General features: G+C 71.1%; 12 protein-coding genes. 3 read left to right on the forward strand and 9 right to left on the reverse strand.

Annotated elements, in window-relative coordinates; translation table 11 throughout:
* Positions 1–8: 8 nt before the first annotated feature.
* Positions 9–779, reverse strand: a complete 771-nt coding sequence (locus BM43_RS30790; protein WP_036051928.1) for a DeoR/GlpR family DNA-binding transcription regulator — start codon at positions 777–779, stop codon at positions 9–11.
* A gap of 257 nt (positions 780–1,036) precedes the next feature.
* Between BM43_RS30790 and BM43_RS30795 the strand changes: the two genes are divergently transcribed.
* The 3 genes from BM43_RS30795 to pdxA are packed head-to-tail and all read left to right on the forward strand — an operon-like array spanning position 1,037 to position 4,377.
* Positions 1,037–2,041, forward strand: coding sequence for a 2-keto-3-deoxygluconate permease (locus BM43_RS30795; protein ID WP_036051927.1), 1,005 nt, complete (start codon positions 1,037–1,039; stop codon positions 2,039–2,041).
* Positions 2,038–3,339 (forward strand): four-carbon acid sugar kinase family protein, encoded by a 1,302-nt coding sequence (locus BM43_RS30800; protein ID WP_036051926.1) that lies wholly within the window; start codon positions 2,038–2,040, stop codon positions 3,337–3,339. Before BM43_RS30795 ends, BM43_RS30800 begins: the two co-directional genes overlap by 4 nt.
* Positions 3,340–3,375: 36 nt before the next feature.
* Positions 3,376–4,377 (forward strand): 4-hydroxythreonine-4-phosphate dehydrogenase PdxA, encoded by a 1,002-nt coding sequence (gene pdxA / locus BM43_RS30805; RefSeq protein WP_013697595.1) that lies wholly within the window; start codon positions 3,376–3,378, stop codon positions 4,375–4,377.
* A gap of 143 nt (positions 4,378–4,520) precedes the next feature.
* On the opposite strand, the gene BM43_RS30810 is transcribed toward pdxA, so the two are convergent.
* The 8 genes from BM43_RS30810 to BM43_RS30845 all read right to left on the reverse strand — a co-directional run bounded on the left by BM43_RS30810 (position 4,521) and on the right by BM43_RS30845 (position 12,450).
* Complete coding sequence (locus BM43_RS30810; RefSeq protein WP_036051925.1) at positions 4,521–5,693, reverse strand: MFS transporter; 1,173 nt, start codon at positions 5,691–5,693, stop codon at positions 4,521–4,523.
* A complete protein-coding gene (locus BM43_RS30815; protein WP_036051924.1) occupies positions 5,678–6,283 on the reverse strand; it encodes a cupin domain-containing protein in 606 nt (201 codons plus the stop codon). The genes BM43_RS30810 and BM43_RS30815 overlap by 16 nt, the downstream gene beginning before the upstream one ends.
* Positions 6,284–6,475: 192 nt before the next feature.
* On the reverse strand, positions 6,476–7,162 hold the full coding sequence (locus BM43_RS30820) for an SDR family NAD(P)-dependent oxidoreductase (protein ID WP_036051923.1): 687 nt from the start codon (positions 7,160–7,162) through the stop codon (positions 6,476–6,478).
* 55 nt (positions 7,163–7,217) lie between these two features.
* The gene (locus BM43_RS30825) at positions 7,218–8,555 is read right to left on the reverse strand and encodes an NAD(P)/FAD-dependent oxidoreductase (protein ID WP_036051922.1); all 1,338 of its coding nucleotides are present in this window, start codon (positions 8,553–8,555) and stop codon (positions 7,218–7,220) included.
* A 57-nt stretch (positions 8,556–8,612) separates the two neighbouring features.
* Positions 8,613–9,392: an amino acid ABC transporter permease gene (locus tag BM43_RS30830; protein ID WP_036051921.1), complete on the reverse strand. Its 780-nt coding sequence runs from the start codon at positions 9,390–9,392 to the stop codon at positions 8,613–8,615.
* A gap of 82 nt (positions 9,393–9,474) precedes the next feature.
* Positions 9,475–10,302, reverse strand: coding sequence for a substrate-binding periplasmic protein (locus BM43_RS30835; protein ID WP_013697601.1), 828 nt, complete (start codon positions 10,300–10,302; stop codon positions 9,475–9,477).
* 59 nt (positions 10,303–10,361) lie between these two features.
* The gene (locus BM43_RS30840) at positions 10,362–11,087 is read right to left on the reverse strand and encodes an amino acid ABC transporter ATP-binding protein (protein WP_036051920.1); all 726 of its coding nucleotides are present in this window, start codon (positions 11,085–11,087) and stop codon (positions 10,362–10,364) included.
* A 28-nt stretch (positions 11,088–11,115) separates the two neighbouring features.
* Entirely contained in the window at positions 11,116–12,450 is a 1,335-nt protein-coding gene (locus tag BM43_RS30845; protein WP_036051919.1) for an NAD(P)/FAD-dependent oxidoreductase, read from the reverse strand.
* Positions 12,451–12,551: the final 101 nt, after the last annotated feature.

Below are 12,551 nucleotides of genomic sequence, written 5' to 3' on the forward strand. Positions count from 1 at the left end.
CTACCGCTTCACGCTTCCCGCTGCGCGCATTCCACCGTCACCTCCTCGTGCTGCGCGAAACGCGCGAGCAGGGCCGGGTCGGCCTGCGCGTCGGTGAGCAGGGTCCAGCGGCGCGCCAGCGGCGTCCAGTGCTGCTGGCTGGCGCGCTCGAGCTTGTTCGAGGTCACCAGCACCAGCACCTGGGCCGCCTGCGCGGCGATGCATTCCTTCAGGAAGGCCTGCTCGGCCGAGGCCTCGCACAGGCCGCGTCCGGCCACCACGCCGTCGGCGCCGAGGAAGGCCTTGTCGAAGCTCACGCGCGACAGCGCCAACTGCGCGATCGGTCCGAGCGTGCTCATGCTCGAGGGCCGCACGTCGCCGCCGATCAGGGTCACGCGCAGTTCCGCCGCGGCCAGCATGCCGACCGCCAGCAGGTTGTTGGTCACCACATGGATATCGCGGCGCCCGGCCAGGCAGCGCGCCAGCGCCGCGGTGGTGGTGCCGCCGTCGAGGAAGATCGTGTCGCCGTCCTGCACGTGCCGCGCGGCCGCGCGCGCGATCGCCGCCTTCTGCTCGCGAAAGCTCTCGCGCCGCGTGTCGAGCGATTCCTCGGGCTCGTGCGCGCCCACCGAGGCGGCGCCGCCGTAGGTGCGCAGGATGCGGCCTTCGTCGGCCAGCGCGCGCAGGTCCCGACGCACGGTGGCCTCGGACATGCCGAAATGCTCGCAGAGCGCGGCCACGTCGTTCATGCCGGACAGCACGGCCTTGAGCATCGCCTCGCGGCGTTTCTCGACTTTCATGAAGCTCCTGTGTGGTGTGGCGATGGCGAGCGCCAGTGTAGCGGAGCCGCCGCCGGTGCCGCTTGCCCGGCGGGGGCGGACCGGCACGCGCGCCGCTTGATCGATTTGCGCACTCTGGCGCTGTTTTTGATCGATTCGATCAGGGTATTCCCGTGTGAACCCGAGATTGCGACAAATTGAGGCAGCCGTTACACTTCGATCTGATCGAATCGATCAAATTGTGATCGATTCAAACAAAACTGCCAGCGGAGACAGGGATGGCCCAGATTCACATCAAGCGCGCCGTGGAGCGCGTGCCCGGCGGGATGATGATCGTCCCCTTGCTGATCGGCTCGCTGATCGCTACCTTCCTGCCGGACATGCCGAAGTTCTTCGGCTCGTTCACCAACGCGCTGTTCACCGGCTCGCTGCCGATTCTCGCGGTGTTCTACGTCTGCATGGGCGCGAGCATCGACGTGAAGGCCACGCCCTACCTGCTGCGCAAGGGCGGCGCGCTGTTCGTCACCAAGGTCGGCACCGCGATCGTGGCGGGCGTGGTGCTCGGCCACTTCCTCGGTGAGCAGCCGGTCTCGTCGGGCCTGTTCGCGGGCATTTCCACGCTGGCCGTGGTGGCCGCCATGAACGACACCAACGGCGGCCTCTACATGGCCCTGATGGGCCAGTACGGCCGCTCGGAGGACGTCGGCGCCTATACCATCATGTCGCTCGAGTCGGGCCCGTTCCTGACCATGGTGACGCTGGGCGTGGCCGGCCTCTCGGCGTTTCCCTGGCCGACCCTGGTGGGCAGCATCCTGCCGCTGGCGATCGGCATGCTGCTCGGCAACCTCGATCGCGAGATGCGCGCCTTCCTCGGCCGCGCGGTGCCGGTGATGATCCCGTTCTTCGCCCTGGCGCTGGGCGCCGGCCTCGACCTGCACAAGGTCTGGCAGGCCGGCCTGCTGGGCATCGTGCTCGGCGTGGCGGTGGTGATCGTGACGGGCGTGCCGCTGTTTTTCGCCGACCGGCTCACCGGCGGCACCGGCGTGGCCGGCGTGGCGGCGGCCAATACCGCGGGCAACGCGGCGGCGGTGCCGGCGCTGATCGCCGCGGCCAACCCGGTGTACACCGAGGCGGCCAAGACCGCCACGCTGCTGGTGGCGGCCTGCGTGGTGGTGACCGCGATCGTCTCGCCGATCCTGACCGCCTCGGTGGCCAGGCGAGTGGGCGGCAAGTCCGGCGCGGCGAACCAGGATGGCGGTGCGGCCGGCGAGGGCGCGCGATGAGGGCCTCGGGACTGCTGATCGTGGCCGACGACTTGTCGGGCGCGGCCGATTGCGCGATCGCCTTCGCGGCGGCGGGGCGGCGCACCGTGGTCTCGCTCGACGCGAGCGCGCCGGCGCGGCCGGCGGCGGTGCTGGCGATCGACACCGATACGCGCCGGCTGGCCCCGGCCGAGGCCGCGCGGCGCGCGGCCGACGCCTGGCGGGCGCAGCGCGCGCCGGGCCGGCGGCTCTACAAGAAGATCGATTCGACCTTGCGCGGCAACTGGGCCGCCGAAGTGGCCGCGCTCGCCGCGTTGGCCGGCCCGGCCATCGTGGCGCCGGCGTTTCCGGCCACCGGCCGCGGCGTGATCGATGGCCGCGTGCTGGTGCGCGGCGTGCCGCTCGAGGACACCGAAACCTGGCAGCTCGAACATGCGGGGCGCGACGCCGCGCTGCGCGCGCTGCTCGAGGGCGCGGGCCTGCGGGTCGAGCAGGTCGGGCTCGAGGTGCTGCGCGGCGATCCGCAGCGCATCGTCGCGATGCTGGCCGCGGCTGCCGCCGAGGGCGGGCGCGCGATCGTGGTCGACGCCGAGACGAGCGAGGACCTGGCACGGCTGGCGCGCCTCACGGCCGCGCTCGATACGCCGTTCTTCTGGGTCGGCTCGGGCGGGCTGTCGCGCGAGCTGGCGGCCTTGCCCGAGCTGTTCGAAGCCGATGCCGCGGCCGGCTCCGAAGCCGCATCGGAAGCCGAATCCGAATCCCGATCCGCCGAGGCGGCGAGCGTCGTCGCCCGGGGCCCGCTGCTGACCCTGGTCGGCAGCCTCTCGGCGATTTCCGAGCGCCAGTGCGCGCTGCTGCGTGCCGAGGCCGGCATCGCCGAATTCATCGTGCCGCCGGCGGTGCTGCGCGAGGGCGCGGCGCACGCGCAATGGCCCGCCTGGCACGAGCGGATCGGCGCCTGCCTGCGCGGCCGGCAGGACGCGATCGTGCGCATCGGCCGCGACGCGGCCTTCGATCCCGCCGAGGGCGCGCTGCTCTCCGGCGCGCTGGCGGCCCTGGTGGCGCCGCACGTCGAGGGCCTGGGCGGCCTGATCGTGACCGGCGGCGAGACCGCCCGCGCGATGCTGGGCGCCGCGCGCATCGGCGCGCTGGAGCTGGCCCGCGAGATCGAGGCTGGCGTCGCGCTGGGCCGGCCCGCCGACGGCCGCGGCCCGCATGTCGTCACCAAGGCCGGCGCGTTCGGCACCGAACACGCGCTGCTGGGCGCCTACCGGCACCTGCGCGGCGAACCCGCTGCGCTTGCGCGCGGTGGCGCCTGAAACCCTTCCAGCCTTCACCCCTGAACGAAACACATCATGAGCAACTATCTCCCCGTAATCGGCATCACGATGGGCGACGCGAGCGGCGTGGGCCCCGAGGTCGTGGTCAAGAGCCTCGCGCATGAATCGGTCTACCGGCAATGCCGGCCGCTGGTGATCGGCGACGCGCGGCGCCTGGCACGCGCGATCGAGATCGTCGGCGGCCAGGCCACGGTGCGCCGCATCGACGACGCCACCGAGGCGCGCTACGAACCCGGCACGATCGACTGCATCGACCTCGGCCTGATTCCCGACGAATTGCCGTTCGGCCAGCTCTCGCCGGTGGCGGGTGACGCCGCCTACCGCTACATCGCGCGCGCGGTCGAGCTGGCGCAGGCCGGCCGGATCGACGCGATCTGCACCGCGCCGCTCAACAAGGAAGCGCTGCACGCGGGCGGCCACAAGTTCCCGGGCCACACCGAGATGCTGGCGCACCTGACCGGCGTCGAGGAGGTGTCGATGATGCTGGTGGCGCCGCAATTGCGCGTGATCCACGTCACCACCCACATCGGCATCATCGACGCGATCCGCAAGATCGAGCCGGGCCTGGTGCAGCGCACGATCGAGCGCGGCAACGCCACGCTGATCAAGGCCGGCATCGCGCGGCCGCGCATCGGCGTGTGCGGGATCAATCCGCATGCCGGCGAGAACGGCCTGTTCGGCTACGGCGAGGAAGAGGAGAAGATCATCCCGGCGGTCGAGCTGCTGCAGGCGCGCGGGCTCGACGTGACCGGCCCGCTGCCGGCCGACACGCTGTTCTATCGCGCCGGGCGCGGCGACTTCGACCTGGTGGTGGCGATGTATCACGACCAGGGCCACGGCCCGGTGAAGGTGCTGGGCCTGGAGGCGGGCGTGAACGTCACGGTCGGGCTGGAGGTGGTGCGCACCTCGGTCGACCACGGCACCGCCTTCGACATCGCCGGCAAGGGCATCGCCGACGAGGGCAGCATGCTCGAGGCGCTGCGCCAGGGCGCGGAACTGGCGACGCGGCGCGCCTGAGACGGTCCCGCGGTGAGCGGCCGGGAGCATTCGTCAACGACGGTGGAGACGCGTTCGCCGAACCGCCGCCGTGGTGCCGGTCGACAGGATGCGAGCAACGGCGCGGACCGCCGCGCGCGACGCTTCGTCAGGCATCAGGGGCATTACGCATCGCGCAGCACCTGCGCGACCTGCCGGATCCCCAGCAGGGCGATCGCGCCCATCGTGACCGAGATGGCGGCCAGGCCGCCGCGCAGGCTGGTCGCGTGCGTGAGCGCGCCGATCAGCGGCGGCCCGAACAGCATGCCCGCGTAGGCGAAGCGTCCCACGCCGGCCACCCCGGCCGCGGCGCTCATGCCCGGCAGCCGGGTGCCGGCCAGGAAGAAGAAGGGCATGAAGTTGGCCACGCCGAGCCCCATCAGCGCGAAGCCGGCCAGGCTCGCCGCCGGCAACGGCACGGCGATGGCCAGCGTGATGCCGGCGAAGCCGAGCCAGGCGCTGGCGCGGAGGATCGTCTTCACGCTCAGGCGACGGCGCAGCGGATCGGCGCCGAAGCGGCCCAGCGCCATGCCAGCCGAGAACAGCGCGTAGCCGTAGCTGCTGGTGTCGAGCGAGGCGCCGGTCACGTCACGCAGGTAGATGGCGGCCCAGTCGTACATCGCGCCCTCGCAGACCAGCCCGAGAAAGGCGATGCCGCCGAGGATCCACAGCACGCGAGGGATGCCGGCGCCGCCAGGGGATGCCTCGTCGTGTTCGGCGGGCGGATCGGCGAGCAGCCGCGACGATGCGTAGAGGGCGCTGGCGCACAGCAGCGCCGCGACGATCGCCAGATGCACGCGCGGCGACACGCCGGTGGCCAGCATGGCGCCGCCGAACGCCGCGCCGGCCATGCCGCCGACGCTGAACATGCCGTGCATGGTCGACATGATCGGCCGTTCGAGCCGCGTTTCCACTTGCGCGGCCTGCACGTTCATGGCGACGTCGAAGGCGGCCATCGCCATGCCGAACACGGCGAGGATCGGCAGCATCAGGGCGAAGCGGCCGGCCAACGGAATCACCAGCAGGGCCGCCGCGTAGACGACGCTGCTGCGCGTGAGCGCCCGGGCGCTGCCCACGCGCGCCACCCAGCTGCCGACGTGCTTCATCGCCAGCACGGCGCCGGCGGCCACGCACAGCATCGCGATCGACATCTGCGCCTCGGAGGCGCCGAAGGCGGCCTTGAGCACGGGGATCTGCACGCCCCAGGTGGCGAAGCTCGCGCCGTTCATGAAGAACTGCGCCATGGTCGGCAAGGTGGCCCGGCGCGCGGCGCGCGCGGGCATCAGGATCGATGCCATAGGGTGCTCAACGGGGGATGCATGCCGTTGACCGGGTCGCTGTCCGGGAACGGCAGGTGGCGCATGCGCTCGCTCATCTCGGGGGTGGGTGCATCGCGGCAGACGTCCCAGTCCTGCCCCGGCGGATAGGCACCCACCACCAGGAAGTCCGGCGTCGAGGACAGCGCGCAATGGCCGGTGCCGGTCGGCAGCAGGACCACGTCGCCGCGCTCGACCCGCACCTCGTGCCCGTCGGGGCCGCCCAGCATCAGGCGCGCGCCGCCGGCCGCGATGCCGAGCACCTCGTGCGCGGTGGAGTGGTAGTGGTGATAGGGGTAGACGCCCGCGCGCCATTGCGGCACCCAGCCGTTGCGGCGGAACCCTTGCTCGAAGGCGGCGGCGAGATCGTCGCCCTGCAGGGCCTGGCGATAGAGCAGCACGGGCAGTTGCGGGTTGTTCGGCACCCAGCCGTTGCGGGAGAGCGGCAGTTGCTGCGGATTCATGGCGGCCTCGGTCGAGGTGTCGGCGGCGACGGCGTGGGCGAGGCCGGTGGAGGCGGCGCCGAGCGCCAGCAGGCCCTGGACGAAGCGCCGGCGGTTCAGCGGGGGCATGGTCGGGATTTCCGTTCGGTTCGTTGGGACGAACTATGCCAGCCGACTTCGCCTTGCAGAAATGCGATATTTCGATGCCATGCATCTATGGCATAGATGAATCGTCGGGCGGGGCGCGGCGAGGGGAAGGCAGGCAGACGCGGTGAACCGTCCAGGGTGCCGAAGCGATCGTCGTGCCTGGGCGGTGCATCGTCAAAACAGGTCCTCGTGCCGGCAATTCACCAGCAACTCGGCGATGCTGGCCGAATCCGGCATCTCGATCGTGTTCGCGACCAGCCGGGCGATATCCTCGGGCTGGGTCATCGCCTCGGCCGGCAGGTCGGCGATGCCGGCCGCCATCTCGGTGTTGACGAAGCCGGGGCACACCGCCACCGCGCGCAGCCCCTGGTCCCAGCCGGCGCGGCGCACCGCGTGCGTCAAGGCGATGGTGGCGTGCTTCGACATCTGGTAGCCGACGTTGCCGTTGCGCACACGCTTGCCCGACAGCGAGGCGATCTGCACGAAGCGCGCGCTGCCGGCGCGGCGCAGATGCGGCAGCGCCGCCTGTACCAGCCGGAACGGCGCCTTGACGTTGATGTCGAGCGTCTCGTCGAGCAGCGCGTCGGTGCCGTCCTCGAAGCCGATCTGGCGGCAGATGCCGGCATTGCTGACCAGCACGTCGATGCGCCCGAAGCGCGCCACGGTGGCCTCGACCCAGGCCCGCGCGGCGTCCGGCTCGCGCGCCTCGTAGCTTGCCAGCAGCGCGTTGCCGAAGCGGCCGGCCAGCGCCGCCGGCTCGCGCACGCCCAGCGACAGCCGGTAGCCGCGCCGCTGCAATTCGCCGGCGATCGCCAGCCCGATGCCGCGGTTCGCACCGGAGATCATCGCCACCTTGTCCATGTGTCATGTGCCTCGTGTTGACGGCGGCGCAGCCTCGCTGCCCTGCCGCCGCTGATCAGAACCCGGCATCGATCACGATCTTCGTGCCGTCGGAGAAACGGGTGAGCCGGAACGCATGCGGATCGACCAGCGGCGCGTCGTTGGCGACCAGGTCGGCCATCAAGCGGCCCGCGCCGGGGCCGATGCCGAAGCCATGCCCGGAAAAGCCGGTGGCGATGAAACAGCCCGGCAGCCGCTCGACGCCGGAGATCACCGGAATCGCGTCGGGCGTGACGTCCATGTAGCCGGCCCAGCGCTGCGCGATGCGCGCCTGCGCCAGGTGCGGAAACACCCGCTTGAATTCCGCCAGGCCCGGGTCGACATAGCGCGCGATCGGCTCGGGGTCGAGCGTGCGCACGCGTTCGAATTCGGTGGGGCGGTCCAGCGCCCAGCGGCGCGGGCGGCGCAGCTCCTCGACGAAGCGTCGGCCGATGCCGAGCCGCATCGCGCGGCCCTGGCTCTTCAGGGCCTCGAGATACTGGAAGAACAGCTTGAACGCGTCGGGCGTGAGATCGGTCCAGGTGCGAAAGCCCGCCGCGATCGTGTAGCCGCCGTCGGCACGCTTGCGGAACGCGTAATGCTTGTTGCTGGCGCTGAGCTCGGGGCCGCCGTCGAGCGGCTCGGTACGCATCACCGAGGCGCGTACCAGCAACTGCGGCAGCTCGATGTCGAGGCTGCCGCAGAAGTAGCGGGTCCAGGCGCCGCCGGCCACCACCACGGCCGAGCAGGCGATCGTGCCGTGCTCGGTCACCACCGCGCTGACGCGGCCGGCGCTGGTCTCGATGCCGCGCGCCGCGCAGGGCGCGAGGATCGACACGCCGCGCCGGCGCAGCGCGTTGGCGATCGCGGGCGCGGCCTTCTGCGGCTCGGCGCGCGCGTCGCCGGGCGTGTAGAGCCCGCCGCGGTAGCGCACCGTGGCGCCGGGCAGCAGCGAGTCGATCTCGGCGGTGCCCACCTCGCGCGTGTCGAAGCTGTCGCCGGCCTCGTCGCGCGCGCGCCGCAGCCAGTCGCGATGATCCTCGATGGCGGCCTCGTCCTCGGACATGTAGAGGATCCCGCACTGGCGGAAGCCGGTCTCGATGCCGAGCGTGGCGTCTAGCGTGCGCCAGATCCGCAGGCTCTCGATCGCGAGCCGCAGCTCGCGCGGGTCGCGCCGCGTGACGCGCACCCAGCCCCAGTTGCGGCTCGACTGCTCGCCGGCGACATGGCCTTTCTCGCACAGCGCCACGGACAAACCCTTGTCGGCCAGCGCGAGCGCGGTGCTCACGCCGATGATGCCGCCGCCGATCACCACCACGTCCGCGCGCTCGGGCGGCCTGATGTCTTCTGCTACGGGGTCGACTTTCGGTCCCATCTCGGATGCGATCTCCTGTGGTTCATGAGGGCGAGGGCGGCGAACGATGCCGCGCGCTCAGTGGCGCGGCGCGACGCGCGAGACCGCCGCGCGCAAGGCGCGCCGCATCGCGGTGGCGCGCTCGGGCCGCTGCGCGCCGGGGTTGGCGTGGCGGTTGGTCCAGCGGTCCAGGTGGTTGATCGCGTGGGTGAGCGGCACGGTGATCAGCAGGTAGACGGCGCCGGCGGCCACCAGCGGCGAGAGGTTGGCGGTGTTGACCGCGGTGTTCTGGCCGATCGTGAACAGGTCGCGCTGCGAGGTCAGCAGGCCGAGGAAGTACACCAGGCTCGAATCCTTGACGATCGAGATGAACTGGTTGGCGAGCGCGGGCAGGATGCGCCGGATCCCTTGCGGCACGATCACGTGGCGCATGCTGCTCCAGTAGCTCATGCCCAGCGCCTGGCAGGCGTAGAGCTGGCCGCGGCCCACGCTCTGGATGCCGGAGCGGAAGATCTCGGCGATATAGGCCGAGGAGATCAGCGCCAGCGCCACGATCGCGAGCGGATACGGATTCGGCCCGAACAGCGCCAGCCCGACCGGCGCCAGCCCCTGGCCGACCACCAGGATCACCAGCGCGGCCGGCAGCCCGCGGAACACGTCCACGTAGATGCGCGCCGGCGTGGTCAGCCAGCGCGTGGGCAACACCGCCATCAGCGCCAGCACCATGCCCGCCAGGATGCCGAGCAGGGTGGAGAACACCGACAGCACCAGCGTGTTGACCAGGCCGGTGTAGAGCAGCGAGGGCAGCGACGAGACCAGCAACTGCCAGTCGAGGAAGTTCTCGATGAAGGCCTGCATGGTGGACTCCTCCTGATCGTGAAAGGGACCGGGCGCGGCGGCGCGCTCGGTTGTCGGCTCAATTGTCGGCTCGGTTACCGGCTCAGTTGCCGGTCTTCATCGCATAGGGCGGCAGGCTGGTGGGCGTCGGGTAGGTCGGGTTGAACTGCTTGTAGAGCTTGAGCCAGGTGCCGTCCGCCACCAGCGCGTCGATCGACTTGTTGAGCGCCGCCGCCAGCTTGCTGTTGCCCTTGCGCAGCGGGAAGCCGGCCGGCAGGTTGACCGCCGAGATGTCGAGCTTGTCCTGCAGGTTCAGCTGCGGGTACTTGGCCTGCAGCCCCACCGCGAGCGTCTTGTCGATGAAGTAGCCGTCGATGTACTTCGAGCGCAGTTGCAGGAAGCCGGCGTTCAGGTTCGGGAAGCGCACCACCTGGGCGCCGGGGATGTAGGTATCGGCATAGGTGTCCTCGATGGTGCCCTGCACCACGCCGATCCGCTTGCCTTTCACCGAGGCGACATCGGCGCTGATCGCGCTGCCCGGCAGGGTCGCCACGCTCAGCAGGCCGGTCAGGTAGCCCTCGGAGAAGTCGACCATCTTGAGGCGGTCGGTGGTGATCGAGATCGAGCCCGCGGCCACGTCGAGCTGGCGGTTCGCCACGCCCGGCAGCATCCCGGCGAAGTCCTGCGCGCGGAATTCCACCTGCAGCCCGAGCCGCGCGCCGATCGCGCGCAGCAGCTCGACGTCGAAGCCCGTCATCTTGCCGTTGTCGACGTAGGAATAGGGCTTGTTGTTGGCGTCCACGCCGGCGATCAGCTTGCCCGGCGTGAGCGTGCCGAGGTCGTCGGCGGCAGCGGCCGGGGCGGCGCACAAGGCGGCGAGGGACAGCGGCACGGCGATCGCGGCGGCGCGCAGGAACTGGCTCAAACGCATGACGGAACTCCTTCGTGGCAAGGGTGGGGTTAACGGAAAGCGAGTGCGGGGCGCCGCGTTCAGTGCAGGATGCGCGACAGGAACTCCCGCGCGCGGGCCGAGCGCGGCCGCTCGAAGAATTGCTCGCTGCGGTCGTCCTCGACGATCGCGCCGCGATCCATGAACAGGATGCGATCGGCCACGCGCCGCGCGAAGCCCATCTCGTGGGTCACGCACAGCATGGTCATGCCTTCGCGCGCGAGCTCGCTCATCACCTCGAGCACCTCGTGGACCCTCTCCGGATCGAGCGCGGAGGTGGGCTCGTCGAACAGCATCGCCACCGGGTCCATCGACAGCGCGCGTGCGATCGCAACGCGCTGCTGCTGACCGCCGGAAAGCTGCGCGGGAAAGCGATCCTCGTGCGCATGCAGGCCGACGCGCCTGAGCAGCACGCGTGCCCGCTCGGCGGCCTCGTCGCGGCGCCGTCGCAGCACCTTGACCTGCGCCAGCACCAGGTTCTCGCGCACCGTCAGGTGCGGGAACAGTTCGAAGTGCTGGAACACCATGCCGACCGAGGCGCGCAGCGCGGCGAGCTGCGCCACGCTGCCGCCCACGCGGCGCCCATCGACCAGGATCTCGCCCTGCTGGATCGCCTCCAGCCCGTTGATCGACTTGATCAAGGTGGACTTGCCCGAGCCCGAGGGGCCGCAGATCACCACCACCTCGCCGCGCGCGACCGTCGCCGAGCAGGCGTCGAGCACGCGATGCTCGCCATACCATTTCGAAACCTTGTTCAAGCTGATCATCGCCGGCTCCTGCGGATCGAACCTCGAATCATGCGAGCGCGCTGCGATGGCGGCCGCTCCAGTAATCGTCGAGCTGGTAGAGCGCCGCGCCCACCGGCACCGCCAGCGAGCGCGCCAGCCCCATCGGGCCGAGCGGAAAGCCGCCCTCGCCGAACGGTCCGGCCTCGGTGGCGGCGCCCACCAGGCGGCGCGCGATGCGCTGGCCGAGCCAGCTCATCAGGGCCACGCCGTTGCCGTTGCAGCCCAGCGCGTAGTGGATGCCGTCGGCCTCGCCGAGGTGGGCGAGGCGGTCGGTGGTCATCGCCACGAAACCCTTCCAGGCATGCGTGAGCCGCACGTCGCGCAGCGCCGGCCACAGGCCGACCAGCTTGGCGTGGAGCCGCCGCGCCGCGTCGCGCTCGTCGAGATCGCGGATCGCCGGGCGCGAGCCGAACAGGATGCGCGTGCCGTCCGGCGAGGGCCGCGTGTAGAACAGGTTGCGCCGCGAATCGCTGACCATGCGCCGGCCGGGATTGAGCGCGTCCATCAGGCCCGGCGGCAGCGGCTCGGTGGCGATCTGGTAGCTCGCCACCGGCAGCACGCGGCGCGCGAGGAAGGGCAGCAGGTCGCCGGTATAGCCGTTGGTGGCGACCAGCACGCGCGCGGCCTCGATCGTGCCGCGCGCGGTATGCACGCGAAACCGCGCGGCTCGCCCGCCGCCGAGCCGCTCGATGCGCTCGGCGCCGGCGTGCGAGTGCAGGCTGGCGCCGCGCCGGCGCGCGAGAGCGCGCAGGGCGCGATGGTATTTCGCGGTGTGCAGGCCGCCGTAATCGTCGATCAGGATGCCGCCGTAGTAGTAGTCGCTGCCGATCAGCGCGCGCTGCTGCTCGCGCGAGATCACGTGGACGGTCACGCCGGTCTTGTCGCGCAGCAGTTCGCCCTGGGCGCGCAGGGTATCGAAGTGGCGCGTGGTGTAGGCGCCGAAGAAACGGCCGCTGATCTGCAGGTCCGCGTCGAGCCCTTCGTCGGCGATCAACTGCTTGAGGAAGTCGAAGCTGGCGATCGATTCGCGCATCAGCCGCTGCAGGCGTTCGGCCGAGACGCCGCGGATCGCCTTGGTCAGCGCGAGCTTCTGGCCGCTGGAGACCATCCCGCCGCTGCGCGTGCTGCCGCCCGCGCCGAGCTCGGCCGCGTCGATCACGGCGGTGGCCAGGCCGTGGCGCGCGGCCTCGGCGGCCGCCGACAGGCCGCAGTAGCCGCTGCCGATCACCAGCAGCTCGACCGAGCCGGGCAGCGGCGAACGGTCGGTCTCGGGCGGCGCGGCGTCCCACCAATAAGGCGCGAGACGGAAGTCGTCGTGGAACAGCAGGGCGTCGGGTCGCATCCGGGCTCCGTCGTGCAGAGGTCGGGACCAGTCTAGGTTTGCGCCGCTCATGCGGTCAAATAGCGACAAAAACAGCTTCCATTCATTTTTGATATGGCAAC

The organism is Burkholderia gladioli, assembly GCF_000959725.1.
GTDB lineage: Bacteria > Pseudomonadota > Gammaproteobacteria > Burkholderiales > Burkholderiaceae > Burkholderia > Burkholderia gladioli.

What these genes read in the sequence shown, in the direction of transcription:
- BM43_RS30790 (WP_036051928.1), bottom strand. Translation starts at nt 779, where the DNA reads ATGAAAGTCGAGAAACGCCGCGAGGCGATGCTCAAGGCCGTGCTGTCC.
- BM43_RS30795 (WP_036051927.1), top strand. Translation starts at nt 1,037, where the DNA reads ATGGCCCAGATTCACATCAAGCGCGCCGTGGAGCGCGTGCCCGGCGGG.
- BM43_RS30800 (WP_036051926.1), top strand. Translation starts at nt 2,038, where the DNA reads ATGAGGGCCTCGGGACTGCTGATCGTGGCCGACGACTTGTCGGGCGCG.
- pdxA (WP_013697595.1), top strand. Translation starts at nt 3,376, where the DNA reads ATGAGCAACTATCTCCCCGTAATCGGCATCACGATGGGCGACGCGAGC.
- BM43_RS30810 (WP_036051925.1), bottom strand. Translation starts at nt 5,693, where the DNA reads ATGGCATCGATCCTGATGCCCGCGCGCGCCGCGCGCCGGGCCACCTTG.
- BM43_RS30815 (WP_036051924.1), bottom strand. Translation starts at nt 6,283, where the DNA reads ATGCCCCCGCTGAACCGCCGGCGCTTCGTCCAGGGCCTGCTGGCGCTC.
- BM43_RS30820 (WP_036051923.1), bottom strand. Translation starts at nt 7,162, where the DNA reads ATGGACAAGGTGGCGATGATCTCCGGTGCGAACCGCGGCATCGGGCTG.
- BM43_RS30825 (WP_036051922.1), bottom strand. Translation starts at nt 8,555, where the DNA reads ATGGGACCGAAAGTCGACCCCGTAGCAGAAGACATCAGGCCGCCCGAG.
- BM43_RS30830 (WP_036051921.1), bottom strand. Translation starts at nt 9,392, where the DNA reads ATGCAGGCCTTCATCGAGAACTTCCTCGACTGGCAGTTGCTGGTCTCG.
- BM43_RS30835 (WP_013697601.1), bottom strand. Translation starts at nt 10,302, where the DNA reads ATGCGTTTGAGCCAGTTCCTGCGCGCCGCCGCGATCGCCGTGCCGCTG.
- BM43_RS30840 (WP_036051920.1), bottom strand. Translation starts at nt 11,087, where the DNA reads ATGATCAGCTTGAACAAGGTTTCGAAATGGTATGGCGAGCATCGCGTG.
- BM43_RS30845 (WP_036051919.1), bottom strand. Translation starts at nt 12,450, where the DNA reads ATGCGACCCGACGCCCTGCTGTTCCACGACGACTTCCGTCTCGCGCCT.